General features: G+C 63.5%; 16 protein-coding genes, 1 pseudogene and 1 riboswitch. Of the genes and pseudogenes, 10 read left to right on the plus strand and 7 right to left on the minus strand.

The window, feature by feature from the left end; genetic code table 11:
• Positions 1-116 precede the first annotated feature (116 nt).
• Positions 117-1,373, plus strand: coding sequence for a KasA/KasB family beta-ketoacyl-ACP synthase (locus AB0H22_RS07655; protein WP_180749371.1), 1,257 nt, complete (start codon positions 117-119; stop codon positions 1,371-1,373).
• Positions 1,374-1,457: 84 nt separating this feature from the next.
• Here AB0H22_RS07655 and AB0H22_RS07660 read toward each other — a convergent pair whose 3' ends face one another.
• Positions 1,458-2,630: an acyl-CoA dehydrogenase family protein gene (locus tag AB0H22_RS07660; RefSeq protein ID WP_180749372.1), complete on the minus strand. Its 1,173-nt coding sequence runs from the start codon at positions 2,628-2,630 to the stop codon at positions 1,458-1,460.
• 131 nt (positions 2,631-2,761) lie between these two features.
• Here AB0H22_RS07660 and AB0H22_RS07665 point away from each other — a divergent pair, with 131 nt between their 5' ends.
• Genes AB0H22_RS07665 through AB0H22_RS07680 form a run of 4 tightly spaced genes read left to right on the plus strand, consistent with a single transcriptional unit; the run spans position 2,762 to position 5,831 of the window.
• The gene (locus AB0H22_RS07665) at positions 2,762-3,139 is read left to right on the plus strand and encodes a DUF427 domain-containing protein (protein ID WP_180749373.1); all 378 of its coding nucleotides are present in this window, start codon (positions 2,762-2,764) and stop codon (positions 3,137-3,139) included.
• 57 nt (positions 3,140-3,196) lie between these two features.
• On the plus strand, positions 3,197-3,907 hold the full coding sequence (locus tag AB0H22_RS07670; RefSeq protein ID WP_180749374.1) for a class I SAM-dependent methyltransferase: 711 nt from the start codon (positions 3,197-3,199) through the stop codon (positions 3,905-3,907).
• On the plus strand, positions 3,904-4,632 hold the full coding sequence (locus tag AB0H22_RS07675) for an alpha/beta hydrolase (protein WP_358145792.1): 729 nt from the start codon (positions 3,904-3,906) through the stop codon (positions 4,630-4,632). Before AB0H22_RS07670 ends, AB0H22_RS07675 begins: the two co-directional genes overlap by 4 nt.
• Positions 4,596-5,831 (plus strand): MFS transporter, encoded by a 1,236-nt coding sequence (locus AB0H22_RS07680; RefSeq protein ID WP_358145794.1) that lies wholly within the window; start codon positions 4,596-4,598, stop codon positions 5,829-5,831. Before AB0H22_RS07675 ends, AB0H22_RS07680 begins: the two co-directional genes overlap by 37 nt.
• Here the strand turns inward: AB0H22_RS07680 and AB0H22_RS07685 are convergent.
• Positions 5,822-7,243 (minus strand): short-chain fatty acyl-CoA regulator family protein, encoded by a 1,422-nt coding sequence (locus AB0H22_RS07685; protein ID WP_180749377.1) that lies wholly within the window; start codon positions 7,241-7,243, stop codon positions 5,822-5,824. The two genes, AB0H22_RS07680 and AB0H22_RS07685, sit on opposite strands and share 10 nt — an antisense overlap.
• A 118-nt stretch (positions 7,244-7,361) precedes the next feature.
• Here AB0H22_RS07685 and prpD point away from each other — a divergent pair, with 118 nt between their 5' ends.
• The 3 genes from prpD to AB0H22_RS07700 are packed head-to-tail and all read left to right on the plus strand — an operon-like array spanning position 7,362 to position 10,911.
• Positions 7,362-8,876, plus strand: coding sequence for a 2-methylcitrate dehydratase PrpD (gene prpD, locus AB0H22_RS07690; protein ID WP_358145797.1), 1,515 nt, complete (start codon positions 7,362-7,364; stop codon positions 8,874-8,876).
• On the plus strand, positions 8,873-9,793 hold the full coding sequence (gene prpB, locus AB0H22_RS07695) for a methylisocitrate lyase (protein WP_180749379.1): 921 nt from the start codon (positions 8,873-8,875) through the stop codon (positions 9,791-9,793). The genes prpD and prpB overlap by 4 nt, the downstream gene beginning before the upstream one ends.
• Positions 9,790-10,911: a bifunctional 2-methylcitrate synthase/citrate synthase gene (locus AB0H22_RS07700; protein ID WP_358145799.1), complete on the plus strand. Its 1,122-nt coding sequence runs from the start codon at positions 9,790-9,792 to the stop codon at positions 10,909-10,911. Before prpB ends, AB0H22_RS07700 begins: the two co-directional genes overlap by 4 nt.
• A 72-nt stretch (positions 10,912-10,983) precedes the next feature.
• Here the strand turns inward: AB0H22_RS07700 and AB0H22_RS07705 are convergent.
• The 4 genes and pseudogenes from AB0H22_RS07705 to metE form a co-directional block, all read right to left on the minus strand.
• A pseudogene (locus tag AB0H22_RS07705) lies at positions 10,984-11,808 on the minus strand (DUF6578 domain-containing protein).
• Positions 11,809-11,905: 97 nt separating this feature from the next.
• A complete protein-coding gene (locus AB0H22_RS07710) occupies positions 11,906-12,436 on the minus strand; it encodes a GNAT family protein (protein ID WP_358145801.1) in 531 nt (176 codons plus the stop codon).
• 71 nt (positions 12,437-12,507) lie between these two features.
• A complete protein-coding gene (locus AB0H22_RS07715; protein ID WP_358145803.1) occupies positions 12,508-13,398 on the minus strand; it encodes a mycobacterial-type methylenetetrahydrofolate reductase in 891 nt (296 codons plus the stop codon).
• Between the two features lie 108 nt (positions 13,399-13,506).
• Entirely contained in the window at positions 13,507-15,786 is a 2,280-nt protein-coding gene (gene metE / locus AB0H22_RS07720) for a 5-methyltetrahydropteroyltriglutamate--homocysteine S-methyltransferase (RefSeq protein ID WP_358145805.1), read from the minus strand.
• Positions 15,787-15,925: 139 nt separating this feature from the next.
• Positions 15,926-16,163, minus strand: a riboswitch (cobalamin riboswitch).
• A gap of 68 nt (positions 16,164-16,231) precedes the next feature.
• Between metE and AB0H22_RS07725 the strand changes: the two genes are divergently transcribed.
• Positions 16,232-16,651, plus strand: coding sequence for a PaaI family thioesterase (locus tag AB0H22_RS07725; protein WP_358145807.1), 420 nt, complete (start codon positions 16,232-16,234; stop codon positions 16,649-16,651).
• Positions 16,641-17,237: a TetR/AcrR family transcriptional regulator gene (locus AB0H22_RS07730; protein WP_358145809.1), complete on the plus strand. Its 597-nt coding sequence runs from the start codon at positions 16,641-16,643 to the stop codon at positions 17,235-17,237. The genes AB0H22_RS07725 and AB0H22_RS07730 overlap by 11 nt, the downstream gene beginning before the upstream one ends.
• Here the strand turns inward: AB0H22_RS07730 and fadD8 are convergent.
• Positions 17,234-18,823, minus strand: a complete 1,590-nt coding sequence (fadD8, locus tag AB0H22_RS07735; RefSeq protein WP_358145811.1) for a fatty-acid--CoA ligase FadD8 — start codon at positions 18,821-18,823, stop codon at positions 17,234-17,236. The two genes, AB0H22_RS07730 and fadD8, sit on opposite strands and share 4 nt — an antisense overlap.
• Positions 18,824-18,912 lie beyond the last annotated feature (89 nt).

Genomic DNA, 18,912 nt, shown 5'->3' on the forward strand with positions numbered 1-18,912 from the left:
GCTGAGTTCGCTAGCAGGCAGCTCATTAAAATTCCATCTAGCAGATAGCTCATCGATGAGTTCGAAAGGGGATAGCGCGTGGTCGCCACGGACATGTCCATGGGGGGATATAGACAATGAACAAACCATCTACCGCAAACGGCGGCTTCCCGAGCATCGTCGTGACCGGCATGGCCATGACGACCTCGATAGCGCCCGATATCGAGGGCACCTGGCAGGGATTGCTCAATGGAGAGAGCGGTATCCGCACCCTCGAGGACGATTTCGTCGCCCAATACAACCTGCCGGTGCGTATCGGCGGGCACCTCAAGGTCCGCGACTTCGACAAGGACATGACGAAGATCGAGCATCGTCGCCTGTCCTATGTGCAGCGCCTGGCGGCGTTCCTCGGTCGTCAGGTGTGGGAGGACGCCGGCGCTCCCGACGTCGATCTAGAACGCCTGGCGGTTTCGGTTGGCACCGGCCTCGGCGGGGCCGAGAAAATGATGGAGGCCTATGACGCGATGCGCATCAATGGCACCAAAGTCGTTTCGCCCCTGGCGGTTCAGATGTTCATGCCAAACGGCCCCGCAGCTGTCATCGGCCTGGAACGCCACGCGCGCGGCGGCGTGATCACGCCCGTATCGGCCTGCGCCTCGGGTAACGAGGGCATCGCGCACGCCTGGCGTCAGATCGCGTATGGCGACGCCGATATCGCCATCTGCGGCGGTGTCGAGGCAGTCATCGAGGCCGTGCCGATCGCGGCATTCGCGAATATGCGCATCGTGCTCTCGACCAATAACGACAACCCCGCTGGGGCATCGCGGCCGTTCGACAAGAACCGCACCGGCTTCGTGTTCGGCGAGGGCGCGGCGCTCATGGTCATCGAGACCGAAGAGCATGCGAAGGCCCGTGGAGCGCGGATCTACGCCCGCCTCCTGGGCGCGGGCATCACCTCGGACGGGTACCACGTGGTGGCCCCGCACCCGGAAGGCCTCGGTGCGGCGCGCGCCATGACCCGGGCCCTGGAGACCGCCGGCCTGGACCCCAAGGACATCGACCACATCAATGCGCATGCCACCGCGACCAGCGTCGGCGACGTGGCCGAGGCCAATGCCATCCGGCACGCCGGTCTGCAGCATGCCGCGGTCTACGCGCCCAAGGGGGCGCTCGGGCACTCCGTCGGTGCTGTCGGTGCCGTCGAGGCCATCATCACGGTGAAATCGTTGATGGAGGGCGTTATTCCTCCCACCCTCAACTACGAAACGCCTGACCCTGAGATTGAACTCGACATCGTCAGCAAGGAGCCCCGTAAGGGCGACTACAAGTACGCCGTGAACAACTCGTTCGGCTTCGGCGGCCACAATGTGGCGACCGCCTTCGGCAAGTACTAACCGCACGCTCTTCCCGACACGCCGTCTAGCGGCGGATTCGTATCGCACGATTCCGCCACTAGGCGGCGTGTCGGCGTTAGGGCGCTACCGGAATGCCGCGATTCCGGTAAGTGCCTGACCGATCACCAACGTGTGCATCTCGCTGGTCCCCTCGTAGGTCAATACAGACTCCAAGTTGTTGGCATGCCTCATCACCGGATACTCACCCGAAATCCCATTGGCGCCAAGGATTGTCCGGGCCGTTCTGGCGATCTCGATAGCCTCGCGCACATTGTTGAGCTTGCCCAGGCTGACCTGCGGGGTGATGAGCGTCCCCGCGTCCTTGCGGCGACCGAGATGTAATGCCAGCAGCACACCCTTGCCGTATTCGAGCGCCATATTCGCGAGCTTCTCCTGGGTCAGCTGGAATCCCGCGATCGGGCGATCGAACTGTTCCCTGGTCTGCGCGTAATCGAGTGCGGTACGCAGGCATTCGCGCGCCGCGCCCATCGACCCGAAGATGATGCCGAAGCGCGCCTCGTTAAGGCACGACAGCGGAGCCTTGAGCCCGATCGCCTGAGGCAGCCGGTTCTTCTCCGGTACTCGAACGTCGCTGAGAATGAGCTCGGCTGTCACCGACGCACGCAACGACATCTTGGAGCGGATGGTCTGGGCGTTGAATCCCGCCGAATCCGTCGACACCAAGAAGCCACGAACTCCGTCATCGGTCTGCGCCCAGATAACCGCGACGTCGGCTATCGATCCGTTGGTAATCCACATCTTGGTGCCGCTGATGATCCAGTCGGTGCCCTCGCGTCGGGCATAGGTGCGCATTCCACCGGGATCGGACCCGAAATCGGGTTCGGTCAGACCGAAACAACCCAGCTCCTCCCCCGTCGCCATCCGGGGCAGCCACTTCTGTTTCTGCGCGTCACTGCCGTAGGCGTAGATGGCGTACATAGCCAACGATCCCTGCACGCTGACCAACGAACGGATACCCGAGTCACCCGCCTCCAGCTCCATGCACGCCAGTCCATATGCGACAGAGGATGTTCCGGAGCATCCATAACCCTGCAGGTGCATGCCGAGCACACCGATCTTGCCGAGCTCCAACGCCAGCTTCCGTACCGGTAAGTCGCCGTGCTCGTACCACCGCTGGACGTTCGGCACCACGCGTGCGTTGACCAGCGCACGCACGCTGTCACGGATCGCGCGTTCCTCGTCGCTGAGCAGCGCGTCAATGCCGAACAGCTCGTCAGGGTCAGTTCGGTCGGCCATGTGGCAGACCATAGCGCTCTCGGGCCTTGCGTCGGCTAGAAACTGAAGGGGTACAGCCGATCGGAGCTGGGATCTACGACCCGTGACACAAGGCCGCCGGCTGCCTCTGAAAGAGGCCTACTCTCGGAAACATGTCCTCCCCCGACAGGCCGCATTTGGTTCCCGGCCCGGACCATCCGATCCACATCGAGCCCTCCACCAGTCACATCGTGGTCACGTCCGGCGACGTCACTATCGCCGACACAACCAATGCCCTGCGGCTGCAGGAGGCCACCTACCCGCCCGTGTACTACGTCCCACCCGACGCGGTGAACTGGGAGGTACTGCAGCCCACCGATACCCATACCTACTGCCCGTACAAGGGCGAGGCCTCGTACTATTCGGTGCACACACCCGACGGGACCATCGAGGACGCCGTCTGGACCTACGAGGACCCCTACCCGGCGGTCGCCCAGATTGCCCGCCATCTGGCCTTCTACCCGAATAGGGTCACCATCTCCGGTGGCTGAGCACCAAGCCGGAGTGCACCTCTGGCAGCGCAACCACCGCTCGCGTACGTTGTGCCCATGACGACAGCTGATGGTCTTCGCCCGAGCGGCTCATCCACCCCTGCTGGTCTTCGCGCAAGCGGCTCATCCGCGGTTCAACGGCGAGCTTTCAACGATTACGTCACCCGGTTCTGGAGTCTGGCCGCCAAGGCCTACGACTGGGGCCCGCTCCAGCAATGGGTGTACAGCCCCCCGCAGGACGAGATGATCAATCAGCTCCGCGAGCACGGCTCGCGGCAGATTGTGGACATAGCTTGCGGCACAGGCATTCTTGCCTCCCGGATCGCAGACCAGCTGGCACCGGAGAAAGTGTACGGCGTGGACATGTCCGAAGGCATGCTGGCGCAGGCAAAGGCCCGCTCCGGACGCGTCGAATGGTTGACTGCTCCGGCCGAACATCTTCCCTTCGATGATGGGGCGTTGGACGCCGTGCTGTCGACGTCTGCATTCCACTTCTTCGACCAGCCTGCCGCGCTAGCAGAATTCCACCGGGTGCTTGCACCCAGCGGCTTCGCGGCTGTCGCCACGCTAAGCCCTAGTCAGCGACGCCTACCCGGGTTGCACAATCTGCTGCTCAACCGTGTACCCGCCAACATGCCCACCCCCGTGGAAATGCGGGCGCTGTTTGAGGGTGCGGGATTTGACGTGGCACTGCAACGCCCGGTCAACCGTCCCGTCACACCGCCGTTCATCACCGTTGACTGGATCACGGTAGGCATCAAACGATGACACGGTGGCTGCTACTACGCGGCCTGAGCCGCGAGAAGCGCCACTGGGAACAGTTCCCGCAGATCTTCGCCGAATCGCTTGGTGTTCAGGTGGACTGCCTGGATGCGCCGGGGTTCGGCACCGAGTTCGACCGCACCTCGCCCGCAAGTATCTCGTCGATCACCGACGACATCCGGTCCCGTCTCGACCGCGGGAACGACGATTGGTCGCTGCTCTCGATATCTCTCGGCGGCATGATCGGACTCGATTGGTGCGCGCGCTATCCCGGAGAATTCGAGCGCGCAGTGATCATCAATTCGAGCACCGCCTCCACTCCGATATGGCAGCGGTTCCGCCCATCGTCGATACCTAACCTGATACTCGGACGATTCCGCGCCGACGTGCCTCGCGAGCGCGCGATCCTGGCACAGACCGCCAACAACAGCGATCTTGATCTCGATGCACTCTCACAGAGGTGGGCGGGGTACCTGCAGACCCAGCGACCGTCGAGCGCCAGCATCGGCCGCCAGATCACCGCCGCCGTCACCTTCCGGATGCCGACCCACATCGACACTCCGCTGCTGGTCCTGACCTCGACTCACGATCGGCTCGTGAGTTCCTCGGCATCACGCACGATCGCCAAACGGTTTGACGCACCCATTGCAGTCCATCCCACCGCCGGACACGACATTCCCCTCGACGACGGCGGATGGATCGCCGAGCAAGTAAAACAGTGGATCGGCTAGATTCACAGACTGTGCCACAACGTCTTTCAGCTTGGCGCTTCATCACCACCTTCGGCGTCATCAGCATGTTCGCCGATATCGTCTATGAGGGCGCCCGCTCCATCACCGGACCACTGCTGGCATCGCTCGGGGCTACTGCCTTCGTCGTCGGGGTGGTGACGGGAATAGGTGAGGCCGCCGCCCTGGCGCTGCGACTGGTATCGGGCCCCCTCACGGACCGCACCCGCATGTTCTGGTCGTGGACCATCGCCGGTTACGCGCTGACCGTGATCACGGTCCCGTTCCTGGGGATGGCCAGCGTGCTGTGGGTGGCCGCCACTCTGGTCATCGCCGAACGCGTGGGCAAGGCGGTGCGCAGCCCTGCCAAGGACACCCTGCTATCCCACGCCACCTCAGTCACCGGTCGCGGCAAGGGTTTCGCGGTACACGAAGCCATGGACCAAGTCGGCGCCGTCACCGGCCCACTCGTGGTGGCCGGCATGCTCACCGTCACTCAAGGGAACTATCTGCCGACGTTCGCCGTGCTGGCCATTCCGGGCGCCGCGGCACTTGCCCTGCTGTTCTGGTTGCGTAGACGGGTACCTCATCCCGAGCGATATGAGGACGCCGGGCATGTGCACGGCGCACCGGCCGTGCGTCAGAAACTCGAACTTCCGGTGAGGTTTTGGCTGTATGCGGGATTCTCCGGAATCACCGTTTCCGGGTTCGCGACCTTTGGCGTGCTGTCCTTCCATATGGTTCAGCAAGGCGTGCTCGCGCCCGCCAGGGTGCCGTTGGTGTACGCCGTCGCCATGGCCGCCGCCGCCGTGTCGGCCCTCTTCTCCGGCTGGACATACGACCGGATCGGACCCAAAACCCTTGTCGTGTTACCCATTATCGGGGCTATTGTGCCGATGCTGGCGTTCACAGACTCGTTGCCGGGCATCGTGCTCGGTGCGCTGTTGTGGGGCACCGCCGTCGGGATTCAGGAATCCACCCTGCGTGCCGTGGTCGCAGATCTCGTCCCGTCGGCTCGCCGGGCCACCGCCTACGGGGTGTACGCGGCCGTGCTCGGTACGGCGACCGCGATCGGCGGGGCACTGACGGGTTACCTGTACGGAGTATCGATTCCCATGCTCATCGCGGTGGTCGGGGTGATCCAGCTGGTCGCACTGATCGCCGCCGCGCCAACGGTGCTGCGGCACAACGATCAGGTGTAAGGGAGGCGGCTGCTGGCATCCTCGTCGACGTGGACGCTGCGGCCAATGTAGGGAAACGCTCGCTGGGTGCACGATTCGCGCACGCATACCTTGCACCCTGGTCCGATCGGCACGGCGGTCGACGGATCGTCAATCGCGATTCCAGTCGAGTACACGAGACGATTCGCGTGGGCGATATCGCATCCCAGACCGATCGCGAATGATTTTGGTGTGCTGAGAAATCCACCCGTCGCCGTCGTCGTCGTCCGGGCAATCCAAAAGTACAGGCGACCGTCTGGCATCTCGGCGACCTGTGTCACGAACTGACCGGGTTGCGAAAAGGCGTTGTGAATCACCCACAGCGGGCAGTTTCCGCCAACCCGAGAGAAGTGAAATGCCGTGGCTGACTGTCTCTTCGAGATGTTGCCGGCCTGATCGGTGCGGACCAGGATGAACGGCACCCCGCGGCTCGAGGGCCGCTGAAGCGTGGACAGCCGGTGACACACCGTCTCGAACCCCACTTCGTAGCGGCGGGCCAGCAGGTCGATGTCATAGCGTACTGCTTCGGCTTCGTGATGGAACTGTTTGTACGGCAACAGAAATGCGCCCGCGAAGTAGTTGGCCAACCCGATACGGGCAACGCCAACCGCCTCCGGGCTCAGTTGCTCGGCGCCAGAGAGGATCGCCGCCATTGTCTCCGTCTGTGTCAGCAGTGCCAGCTGGGTCGCCATCTGGAAGGCCCGCTGACCGGGGGTGAGCCAGTGCGCGATGCGCAGCACCCCGGTCTCCTGGTCGAAACGACGCTTCGCCGAATCTGATAGTGCCCCAGCCTTATCCACAGTGACGGCGATGCCGTGGTCCTGCTTGAGCACCGCCGCCAGCTGGACGTCGAGCCCACCGATGTGCAGCCCGTAATGCTCGAACAAATCCTCGGCGGCGGTGTCGAGCTCACCCAGATAGTTTTTGTGGTCGTAGAAGAGGTCGCGGACTTCCTCGAACGGCATGGGACGCAGTGGTTCTCGTATCGATTCGCCGGTTGTGGCCGCGTTCTCGGTGGCTCGGTAGCTCTCCAGCTCCGCAGTGACATCCCGCAGCCTGCGGTGCATGCCAACCAGCGTTTGACCGACCGAGGGCATCCGGGCGACAAGTTCTTCGAGCTGTAGATCGCTGATCTCGCCCACCGCCGCCTCGGTGAAGATCTCGCCAAGATCCGCGACCAGCCGGGCGTCGGAGTCCGGCGAGAAGTAGTGCGGCGACAAGTCGAACCGTTCGGTGAGCCGCAGCAGTACCGCAACCGTCACCGGACGCGCATCGTTCTCCAGCTGATTCACATAGCTGGTCGATAAGTCCAGGACACGCGCGAGCGCCGCTTGCGTCAGGCCACGCTCCTCGCGCAACCTCCGCAACCGCGCTCCGGCGAACGGTCTGGACATGAGGTGAGGATAACCCTCTACATATTCGCAATGTTTGCAAGATGTACGAACTAAGGATACAGAAATACGCATTTACATGGTCTTTTGATCCTTCGAAAGCCTGCGTAACGTGCGGATCATGGACGTTCACTCCGTACACACCCGCCGCAGCGCCGATGACTTCCCCCGCGACCAACACCTCGCCTGGAAGATCGCCGAAGTCGCTTCCGATCCCGTCGCCGTTCCCGCCGATACCGAGGCGATGGTCATCAACCGGATTATCGACAACGCCGCCGTCAGCGCCGCCTCGGTCATCCGTCGTCCCGTCACAGTCGCGCGCCGCCAAGCGCAGGCGCATGCGGTGTCTTCCGGTGGGCGAGGTGCGAACGTCTTCGGCGTCAGCGGTGGCTACTCGGCCGAGTGGGCTGCCTGGGCTAATGGCGTCGCCGTGCGTGAGCTGGACTTCCACGACACCTTCCTCGCCGCCGACTACTCACACCCCGGAGACAACATTCCGCCATTGGTGGCCGTGGCCCAGCAGCTCGGCATCGGCGGCAACGACCTCATTCGCGGTCTGGCCACCGCATACGAGACCCAGATCAACCTCACCCGCGGAATCTGTCTGCACGAGCACAAGATTGACCACGTCGCACACCTCGGGCCCTCGGTGGCCGCCGGTCTGGGCACCATGCTGAAGCTCGACACCGAGACGATCTATCAGGCCATCGGTCAAGCCCTGCACCTGACCACGGCGACTCGACAGTCACGCAAGGGACTCATCTCCAGCTGGAAGGCCTACGCCCCGGCGTGGGCCGGCAAGGTCGCCATCGAGGCCGTCGATCGCGCCATGCGCGGTGAAGGCGCACCCTCCCCGATCTGGGAAGGTGAGGACGGCGTCATCGCCTGGATGCTCGGCGGTCCGGAGCGTGTCTACGAGGTGCCGCTGCCCGGTCCCGGTGAGGAAAAGCGCGCGATCCTGGACAGTTACACCAAGGAGCATTCGGCCGAGTATCAGAGCCAGGCACCCATTGACTTGGCCCGTAGGTTGCGCGACCGGATCGGAGATCTGGAGCAGATCGCGACGATCGTGCTGCACACGAGCCACCACACACACGTGGTGATCGGTACCGGTTCCAATGATCCGCAGAAGTTCGACCCGGACGCTTCTCGCGAGACACTCGACCACTCGGTCATGTACATCTTCGCCGTCGCGCTGGAGGACGGCACCTGGCATCACGAGCGGTCGTACGCCCCAGAGCGCGCGCACCGCCCCGAGACCATCGAGCTGTGGCGCAAGATCAGCACCGTCGAGGATCCCGAGTGGACCCGGCGTTACCACTCGGCCAACCCGGACGAAAAGGCTTTCGGCTGCAAGGCCGTGGTGACGCTTAAGAACGGCGAGGTGATCACCGATGAACTCGCGATCGCCGATGCGCACCCGCTTGGGGCACGCCCGTTCGCCCGGGAGAACTACATCAACAAGTTCACCGGGTTGTCCGACGGTGTCATCGAGCAGCATGAGCAGGATCGATTCCTTTCCGTGGCACAGGGATTGATCGACCTGAAGGCCGGATCGCTCGGTGCGCTCAACCCGCTCGTGGATGCCGTGGTCCTCGATAAGGCACCCACCACTCCGGAGGGCATCTTCAAGTGAGCTCACTCCTTGCCTCTGCCACGGATGCGGCGACCAAGCGCGCCGCGTTCCGTCAGGGCCTGACCTCCGGTGAACTGCTGCGCTTTCCGGGCGCGTTTTCTCCGCTGGTGGCCAAGCTGATTCAGGAAATCGGCTTCGAAGGTGTGTATGTGTCGGGGGCGGTGCTGTCTGCCGATCTGGCACTGCCCGATATCGGATTGACGACACTCACCGAGGTATCGGGACGTGGCAGGCAGATCGCCTCGATGACCGACCTGCCAACACTGATCGACGCCGACACCGGTTTCGGCGAGCCGATGAGTGCCGCCCGCACGGTTACCGTGCTCGAAGACGCCGGGCTGTCCGGCTGCCATTTTGAGGATCAGGTAAATCCGAAGCGGTGCGGGCATCTTGACGGCAAGGCGGTCGTTGAAACCCCCGAGATGGTCCGGCGGCTACGGGCTGCGGTTTCGGCCCGCCGCGACCCCAATTTCGTGATCTGCGCCCGCACCGATGCTGCGGGTATCGAGGGGTTGCCCGCGGCGATCGAGCGCGCCAAGGCCTATGCCGATGCGGGTGCGGATCTCATCTTCACGGAGGCCCTCAACGATATCGGTCAGTTCGAGACCTTCCGTGCCGCAGTCGACGTTCCGCTGCTCGCCAACATGACCGAGTTCGGAAAGTCCGAACTGGTGACCGCCGAGCAGCTCCGCGAGGTCGGGTACAACGTCGTCATCTATCCCGTCACCACCCTGCGGCTGGCAATGTTCGCGGTCGAGCAGGGGCTACGTGAAATCGATACGGCCGGAACACAGTCGGGCTTGCTGAACCAAATGCAGCACCGCAGCCGCCTGTACGAACTGCTCCGCTATTCCGAATACAACCAATTCGACACCGAGATCTTCAATTTCAGCCTCAATGGAGGAGGAGCCCGATGACTACCGCAACCCCGACCATTCACAAGGGACTTGCCGGTGTCGTGGTGGACACCACCGCCATCTCAAAGGTGGTGCCCGAGACCAACTCGCTCACGTACCGGGGATATCCGGTACAGGATCTGGCCGCCAAGTGCAGCTTTGAGCAGGTTGCCTACCTGCTGTGGCACGGCGAGCTGCCCAACGAGGGAGAGTTGGGCCTGTTCTCCCAACGGGAGCGCGCGCAACGTCGACTAGACCGTTCGTTGATGTCTCTGCTGGCCAAGTTGCCCGAGACCTGCCATCCGATGGACGTGGTGCGTACCGCCATCAGTGTCCTGGGTGCCGAGGATCCGTCGGAGGACGACAGCACACCAGATGCCAACTACGCCAAGTCGCTCCGCATGTTCGCCGTGCTGCCGACCATCGTCGCCGCCGATATGCGCCGGCGGCGCGGACTGGACCCGATTCAGCCACACAGCCACCTCGGCTACTCGGCGAACTTCCTACGGATGTGCTTTGGCGAGGTGCCGGACCCGGTGATCGTCACGGCGTTCGAACAGTCGATGATCCTGTATGCCGAGCACAGCTTCAACGCCTCGACCTTCGCCGCTCGCGTGGTGACCTCGACACAGTCCGATATCTACAGTGCGGTCACCGCGGCGATCGGTGCACTCAAGGGCTCCCTGCATGGTGGCGCCAATGAGGCCGTCATGCACGACATGATCGAGATCGGTGACGCCGCCAAGGCTGCAGATTGGTTGGAAGGTAAGCGGTCCCGCAAAGAGAAGGTCATGGGCTTCGGGCATCGCGTGTACAAGAACGGCGACTCACGGGTACCTACGATGCGTGCCGCACTTGAGGACGTGGCCCGGGTTCGTGACGGGCGCAAGTGGCTAGAGATCTACAAGGTGCTGGAATCCGAGATGGACGCGGCGACGGGCATCAAGCCCAATCTGGACTTCCCGACCGGGCCTGCCTACTACCTGATGGGCTTCGATATCCCCTGCTTCACACCGATCTTCGTGATGAGCCGGATCACGGGCTGGACCGCGCACATCATGGAGCAGGCCGCAGCGAATGCTTTGATCCGACCGCTGAGCGAGTACTCAGGGAAGCCGCAACGCTCCCTGGCGTCGTAAGTTTGACCGCCGAGTGTGCGGTCTACGTCGAAATCTCGCCGATAATCGACGTAAACCGCACACTCGATTCGGCTAGTCCGGCATCCTGTCGCAGAGCAATTGGATGAACAACTCGTCGGGACTGCTCCCGCTCCGGTCGACATTCTCAAACATGGTGTAGCCCTGCGGAAAATGTACAGGTCTACTCACCTGCCCCGCTGTTCCGGCGACCACGCCACTGTAGCCGCGTATATCGTCCAAGCTCAGCCGAGGGTCTGCGAGATCGACCGACACTCGATCACCCTCCGACGGGATCACTGCGCCAAACGCTTCCGGCGGCCCAAGTATGCGCAGCGCTCTTCGGCCACGGTCCCGTTCGTCGCGCAGCGTCTCAACGTCACCTTCGGTTGGCTCAACCAACGAGGTTATGCGCAGCCCCACAACGGATCCCGTGGTCACTCGGTGCCCGATCTCGCCCATTGGCGGCTCATCGGGCCATCTCGTAGCAAGTTCAACGGGTCGGTACTGAAACGACGTTGGCCGATGGTTCACGCAACCAGACTCGTCTAGATACGTGGTGGCCGACACGTCGTACAGTTCCTCTACAACGCCAAGCAGACGGGGCCAGCTTTGGCTCTCATGTCAAGTAGCCCAGAGGATTACCAGACCATTCGCGGGATCTCCGCGTGTTGGATCCCAACTCGCACACCCGTAGGGAAACCGAATAATCTCGCGGTCCTGGTCCCAGTCGACCGCCGCCGCCGACGCCAGTAGGTAGCCATTCTCTGCGGGGTAGGCGCAGACCTGCCAATCGACAGCCTGACCTATCTCGGGAGTCCTACCGCAACATTGATACTCCCAATTTGAAATACCTAGGTATACAAGAGATTCGTTCCGATCGGGAACCGTATTGATCACTCAAAGCACCGGGTGTTAGACGGACGGAGCACGAACGCTCCGGACCCGGTGTACCGAGCGCAAGGTTAGCCAGCACCACGCCCTGCGTCAATACCCGTCACTCGGGCCGCGACAGTAATCCGCCTACCCACCAATCGGCCGGTTCCCCAGCCTGATACGCCCGTCGGCGCAGCAGCCCCTCAACCTGGAAACCCATTGACTCCGCGACGGCGCGTGAGCCGGTGTTCCCGACGACGGCCCACCACTCGATACGGTGGATATCCAGCTCGTCAAAACCCCACTGGCACAGTCGTCTCGCCGCCTCGACCGTGAGTCCCCTACGCCGGTGAGCCGGGGCTGCCCAATAGCCAAGGTCCACAACCCCGCGCTCCACACACTTGAGCACACAAGTTCCGGCCAACAATCCCGAGTCCGCCAGGTAGAAACCGAGACCGTACTGCACATCGCCGGCCCACCCGGCGGCGGATGCCGCAACGAACCGCTGCGCGTCCTGCGAGGTGTATGGCGAAGGCACCGGGACGTATCGCGCGATCAGCGGATCGCTGCATGCCTGTGCGAGGGCGGCCTCGTCGGCCGCGGTGACGAGGCGCAACAACAGCCGTTCTGTCCGCAACTCAACGGGTTCCATACGACGAGTCTCGATCACGGACTCGATCACGGTCAACGGAATTCCACGCCACCGCACCGCTTCCACAGCGCTTAGAGCGCTGGTGACCAGTACCCCAGCATCTCTGAGAATGTTTCGAAGGCCGGCCTGGCAAGACCGTACGGTGCTTCGAAGTGCACGCTTAAGGGGAAGCCGAGGTCTGCGACCCCGTCGATGACACGTTTGTAAAGGTCGACGAGCTGTGGCCGTCTGGCATCAGGTTCGCAGGCAGCCAGCGACTTGACGAAGGCCTGTTCGCGCGCGACGGCTTCATTGCCGGGATCCTGGATCAGCCAATCAATGAGTCCGACCTTCGACTCCAACTTCGGGACGAAACCGAACGAAAGCAGAACCTCCGGCCGGTGGTCGCTCGTCCGCGTGAACTCTTGTAGGAAGCCAACCACCGCATCGGAATACAGCAGTTGGGTCATCGCGAAGGTGGCGCCTTTATCGCATTTGAACGAAAAGCGACCCTGTTCCCCGCTGCGGGTGGGAATCAGAATCACTCCCCTGTTCTCGATGATGTCGTCGAACTTCGACAACGCATCGGTCGGTGGAATACCCGACCCTTCGCCGTCGCTCATGGTCCGCGGCACACCGACGAAAATCACGCCGTCTATCCCGGCTTCCGTCAGGCCTGCAAGTCGGCTCCGTAACGACGTCTCATCCGAAAAGGAAGTGACCTGTGTGCACAGTCCCCGCATTGTGGGTAGCTCTGATCGGATGATCGACCAATAGTCGGCGACATCCAGCTTCGGCTTCATCTCGAGCGGTCGATCGGCGTCCTCGAGGATCATCGAGGGGATCATCACGTGGTCGATGCGCCCGTCAATGCCGAACTCCGCCGAGAAACTGGACAGTTTCCGCAGCTCTTCCGACGCCTTGCCGAGGCCGCCATCGACGTTGGGCGGCACCAGTTCCAATGCAACGGTATTCATCGACACCAGGTACCTCCGATTTGGCTCGCTAATGGTTTATACACCAATAAATCTCGCACGCGACCAGTCCCCCGCAGGGGGCTCCTGCGGGGGACTGGTCGCAGCAATCGAGATCTAGACGCCGGACCGCGCCTCGACAGCGGCGGCCACCAGGTTGGCCAGCGAGGCAGTCACCTCGTCAACCTTGCGGGTCTTTAAACCGCAGTCCGGGTTCACCCAAAGGCGCTGGGCTGGAACGGCCTTCAGTGCCTCGCGGAGCGAAGCCGTCATCTCCTCGCTGGTCGGAACCCGGGGCGAGTGGATGTCGTACACGCCCGGGCCGACGCTGTTGGAGAATCCGATCGCATTGAGATCGTCGAGCACCTCCATATGCGAGCGGGCGGCCTCGATCGAGGTGACGTCGGCGTCTAGGTCGGCAATCGCACCGATCACCTCGCCGAACTCCGAGTAGCACAGGTGCGTGTGGATCTGTGTCGCGTCGGACACGCCCGAGGTGGAAAGCCGGAACGCGCCGACTGCCCAGTCCAGGTATGCGGGCTTGTCCGCCGTGCGCAACGGCAGCAGCTCGCGCAGCGCAGGCTCGTCCACCTGGATGATGGCGATTCCGGCGCCCTGCAGGTCCACCGTCTCGTCCCGAATCGCCAGGGCGATCTGATTCGCGGTGTCCGCCAACGGCTGATCGTCGCGGACGAAGGACCACGCCAGGATCGTCACCGGCCCGGTCAGCATGCCCTTGACATACTTGGCGGTCAGCGACTGTGCGTAGGTTGCCCACTCAACAGTCATCGGGTTCTGCCGTGCCACATCGCCGTACAGGATCGGCGGGCGTACGCAGCGGCTGCCATACGACTGGACCCAACCGTTCTGGGTGGCGAAGAAGCCGTCGAGCTGCTCGGCGAAGTACTGCACCATGTCATTGCGTTCCGGCTCGCCGTGCACCAGCACGTCCAGGCCCAGCTTCTCCTGCAGCGCAATGACATCGGCAACCTCGCCGCGCATGCGCCGTACGTACTCCGCCTCGTCGATCTCGCCCTTGGTCAATGCCGCGCGCGCCACCCGGATTTCCGTGGTCTGCGGGAACGACCCGATGGTGGTGGTCGGCAGCTCGGGAAGCTTCAGCCGCTCGCCCTGGCTACGCCGGCGCTCTGCGGCATCGCCGCGTGAAACACCATCCGCCAGAATCGAATCCAGCCGCGCACGGATCTGTCCGTTGTTCAGGCGCGGGTCCGTCTTGCGTGACTCGACGGCAGCGTTCGATGCCGCGAACTCCGCGGCAACAGCGTCGCGCCCCTCGCTCAGTGCCCGCGCCAGCACGACGACTTCCTTGACCTTCTCCTCGGCGAAGGCCAACCAGCTGCGCAGCTGGTCATCGAGTTCGGTCTCCGGCTCTAGCGAGTACGGCACATGCAGCGTCGAGCACGATGTAGAAACTGCTACCGCACCCGCTGATCCCAGCAGCGTCGCCAGTGTGCCCAGCGCCGACTCGAGATTGGTGCGCCAGATGTTTCGGCCGTCGACAACGCCTGCCACAACGGTCTTTCCAGCGAGTTCCGGAACCGATGCCACACCCGCCGCCGACCCGTAGACCAGGTCGACGCCGATCGCCTCGATCGGTGTGCGGGCCAGGGCGGGCAGGGCCGCCCCGAGGTCACCGAAGTAGGTGGCCACCAAGATCGCGGGGCGATCGGCAACCGTACCGAGGCGGCCATACACCCGCTCGGCCAGTTCCGGGCCGTTCGGCAGGATGTCGGTGACGAGCACCGGCTCGTCGATCTGAACCCAGGTGACCCCGGCCTCGGCAAGCTGCACCAGCAGCTGCTCGTACAGCGACACCACCTCATCGAGACGCTCGATGGTCGCGGCGGCACCATCGACGGCCTTGCTCAGCGCGAGGAAGGTGATCGGCCCAACAACTACCGGACGTGCCGGAATACCCAGCGCCTGAGCCTCTTTCAGCTCGCTGAACAACTTGGCGGGGTTCAGCTCGAATCGGGTGTCGGGCCCGATCTCCGGCACCAGGTAGTGGTAGTTGGTGTCGAACCACTTCGTCATTTCCAGCGGTGTCACCTCGTCATTGCCGCGCGCGGCGGCGAAGTACCGATCGAGGTCGTCTGCGATGCCCGCGACACGGGGCGGCAATGCGCCTAGCAGCACCGCGGTGTCGAGTACCTGGTCGTAATAGGAGAACGTGTTGACCGGCACGGAATCGAGACCGGCGGCGGCGAGTGCGGCCCAGTTGTCGCGCCGCAGCCCGGCTGCGATCTTCTCGAGCTCTTCGCGGCTGGTGCGTCCGGCCCAGTAGCTTTCGGTAGCCCGTTTGAGCTCACGGCGTGGGCCGATGCGCGCCGAACCGAGCGTGGTTGCGGTAAAAGCCGCAGATGGTTGATCCGTCATTTCTAGTCCTTCATCAACAGCGGGGTGGCCACCGCCAGGGGACGAAAGAACCGAGCACGGGCCCACCGCAACAGATATCTGTTCGGTGAAACCGATTCGGTCATACGCCCATTCCGCGAAGCGATGATCCGCCGGGTGCGGCGCACCCGGCACGGCTGGCAGGTCTTCGGACTTACAGGCGTTACCCGGGCTCAGGTTTTCCTACGGGCCGTCGCTTCCCGGGGCTTCCTTAGTGCTTCCCCAGTGCTTAAGACGGCGTTCGTTCCTGCATACCGCTGCGGGACAGTCCCGGATTCTCACCGGGTTCCCTCTCGTGCCGAACAGCCCTGTTGGGCGGCGCTTCACTCGATGCTGGCATCGGCCGAAACCGATACCAGCAGACCAGCTGCATCTTCATCATATGCACGCTGGCTCGTGCAATTATTAGCGACTACTCTCTAATATTGTGATCACCCTGGACCAGGCCCGACAGGTGCTCGATGCGCAGCCATTCAGTCGCCTCCTGGGCGCCTCCATCAGCCGGCTCGATGAGTCCGGAATTCAGCTCTCGCTCGACATCCGCGACGAGCTGCGGCAGCAGAGCGGGTTCATTCACGGCGGGGTGCTGAGTTACCTCGCCGATAACGCGATCACCTACGCCTGCGCCCTTGGCCTGGGCGGGGACATCGTGACCAGCGGATACACCATTGAGTACGTGGCCCCCGCGCGCGACGGTCTGCGTCTGCTCGCCGACGCATCCCTGGTGAGCTCGGGTCGCACCAAGGCGCTCGGCCGCTGCGAGATCTCCGTCGAGGATCACGACGGGCACACCAAGCTGGTCGCGGTCGCCCAGGGCACGAGCATGGTCCGGCGCAGTGGGGCGTAAGCCGCAGTACACCGCGGACGACATCCTCGATGCGGCCCTGAGCTTGGTGGCTTCGGGTGGGCCGTCGGCTGCCACCGCGGCCGCCGTCGGGAAGGTCCTGGGCGCACCCTCAGGTTCGGTGTACCACCGGTTCGCCAGCCGGGATGAGCTCGTGGCCCGCCTCTGGCTGCGGTCCATCACGCGCTACCAGGACGGGATACTTGCTGCGCTCGCGATGCCCGACCCCGACGACGCACTGGCGGCGACGATCAATCACGCCTTCGACTGGACCCAGCAGAACCGCAACGAGGCACTGCTGCTACTCCAGTACGAGAAGGCCGATCTGGTCGCCCACTGGCCCGATACCCTCGCAGCCGAGCTCACGTCGCTGAACTCTCGGGTGCGAAAGGCATTACGCGAGTACGCCGAACGTCGCTTCGAGGCGGTGACTCACGAGCTGCTCGACAAGATGGTGTTCACACTGATCGACATGCCGTATGCCGCGATACGCCGGCATCTACCCGATAAGGGCGAGCCCGCACCATGGCTTCGCGAGTTCATTCACTCCAGCGCGCGGAACCTTCTCTCGGGAGCGGAGGGAAGCTAGACCGCCGCGTACTTCTGACGCAGGGCCTTCTTGTCCAGCTTTCCCAGCGCGGTCAACGGCAGCGACTCGGCGACGATCACATGCTTGGGCGACTGCACCGAGCCCTTGCGATCCTTCACCGCGGCCTGAATCTCGGACGTCATCTTGGAGACCGCGCCACCGCTACGGTCGGCATCGGCGCGCAGCACCACGATCGCCGTCACCGCTTCACCCCACTTCTCGTCGGGCACCCCGATGACCCCGACCTGCGCGACCGACGGATGTTCGGCGACAACGTCCTCCACCTCGCGCGGGAAGACGTTGAAACCACCGGTGACGATCATGTCCTTGGTCCGGTCGACGATGAACCAGAAGCCGTCCTCGTCCTCGCGCGCGATATCGCCGGTGCGCAGCCAGCCGTTCTTGAAGGTGTCGGCCGTCTGCTCGGGCAGTTCCCAATAGCCGCCTGCCACCAAGGGCCCCGCCACACAGATCTCGCCGGGCTCACCCTGCTTCACCGGCTGGTCGTTCTCGCCGAGCAGCGCGGTGCGCAGGAATGCCGAGGGCCTGCCGCAGCTGGAGAGCCGCTTGACATCGTGATCGCCCTTGGCCAGGTAGCTGATCACCATGGGCGCCTCGGACTGGCCGAAGTACTGCGCGAAGATCGGTCCGAAACGCTCGATGGCCTCCGCCAGCCGCACCGGGTTGATGGCCGAGGCGCCGTAGTAGACGGTCTGCAGCGAGGACAGGTCGCGGGTGTGTGAATCCGGATGGTCCATCAGCGCGTAGATCATCGAGGGCACCAGCATGGTGGCGGTGATCTTGTGCTCTTCGATCGCCTGCAGGACGGCACCCGCATCGAACTTCGGCACCACCACCATCGACCCACCCTTCATCAGGGTCGGCATGAAGAACGCGGCCCCGGCATGTGAAAGCGGGGTGCACATCAGGAATTTGGGGCGCTCAGGCCACTCCCACTCGGCCAGCTGGATCTGCGTCATGGTGAGAATCGACTGCGAGGTTCCGATGACGCCCTTGGGCTTACCTGTCGTCCCACCCGTGTAGGTGAGCCCGTTGATGTGTTCGGGTGACAGGTTGATCGGCACCAGCGGCTTCGCCGCAAAGCCCGCAGCCACGGCAACCAAGTCGTGCCCCACCCCGGCCAGTTCCGCCGGAACGGGCCCGAGCGTCAGCACACGGGTCAGCGTCGGCACCTTCTCCACCAATGCGGCGGCACGCTCCACGAACTGCGGCGTCGGGTCGATGACGATCGTGGTGATCTTGGCATCGGCCAGCACATAGGCATGGTCATCGAGGGACCCGAGCGGGTGCAGCGCGGTGCGTCGGGTGCCCAGCAGCTGCCCGGCCCCGATCACCAATAACACCTCGGGGCGGTTGAGCGCCAGCATGCCTTGACCGTCAGTCGGATCGGGCACCAGTGAAGTGAAAGCCTGGATGTACCTGCTGATCTCATCGGCCATCTGGGCGCCGGTGAGGGTCACATCCCCGAGTACCAGCGCGGGCACGCTCGCGTTCTTTTTCAGGGCAGCAACCAGCAGGTGCCCGGAGTTGATCGACCCGTGCAGCGGGTCAAAGAGATCAGGCATCGCACTCCTCAGTGAATAGTCGCCGATCAGCCACTTCGCTCGACGTTAGAACATGTTCTAGTTTTGGGCAAGAACGAGCCCGTCAGCGC

The sequence above is a fragment of the Mycobacterium sp. NPDC050853 genome (assembly GCF_040653875.1).
In the GTDB taxonomy this organism is placed as follows: Bacteria; Actinomycetota; Actinomycetes; order Mycobacteriales; family Mycobacteriaceae; genus Mycobacterium.

Coding starts and splice junctions, on each gene's coding strand:
- AB0H22_RS07665 (WP_180749373.1), top strand. CDS start 2,762: ATGTCCTCCCCCGACAGGCCGCATTTGGTTCCCGGCCCGGACCATCCG.
- AB0H22_RS07670 (WP_180749374.1), top strand. CDS start 3,197: ATGACGACAGCTGATGGTCTTCGCCCGAGCGGCTCATCCACCCCTGCT.
- prpD (WP_358145797.1), top strand. CDS start 7,362: ATGGACGTTCACTCCGTACACACCCGCCGCAGCGCCGATGACTTCCCC.
- AB0H22_RS07660 (WP_180749372.1), bottom strand. CDS start 2,630: ATGGCCGACCGAACTGACCCTGACGAGCTGTTCGGCATTGACGCGCTG.
- fadD8 (WP_358145811.1), bottom strand. CDS start 18,823: ATGCCTGATCTCTTTGACCCGCTGCACGGGTCGATCAACTCCGGGCAC.
- AB0H22_RS07700 (WP_358145799.1), top strand. CDS start 9,790: ATGACTACCGCAACCCCGACCATTCACAAGGGACTTGCCGGTGTCGTG.
- AB0H22_RS07685 (WP_180749377.1), bottom strand. CDS start 7,243: ATGTCCAGACCGTTCGCCGGAGCGCGGTTGCGGAGGTTGCGCGAGGAG.
- AB0H22_RS07680 (WP_358145794.1), top strand. CDS start 4,596: ATGGATCGCCGAGCAAGTAAAACAGTGGATCGGCTAGATTCACAGACT.
- AB0H22_RS07675 (WP_358145792.1), top strand. CDS start 3,904: ATGACACGGTGGCTGCTACTACGCGGCCTGAGCCGCGAGAAGCGCCAC.
- metE (WP_358145805.1), bottom strand. CDS start 15,786: ATGACGGATCAACCATCTGCGGCTTTTACCGCAACCACGCTCGGTTCG.
- AB0H22_RS07710 (WP_358145801.1), bottom strand. CDS start 12,436: ATGGAACCCGTTGAGTTGCGGACAGAACGGCTGTTGTTGCGCCTCGTC.
- AB0H22_RS07655 (WP_180749371.1), top strand. CDS start 117: ATGAACAAACCATCTACCGCAAACGGCGGCTTCCCGAGCATCGTCGTG.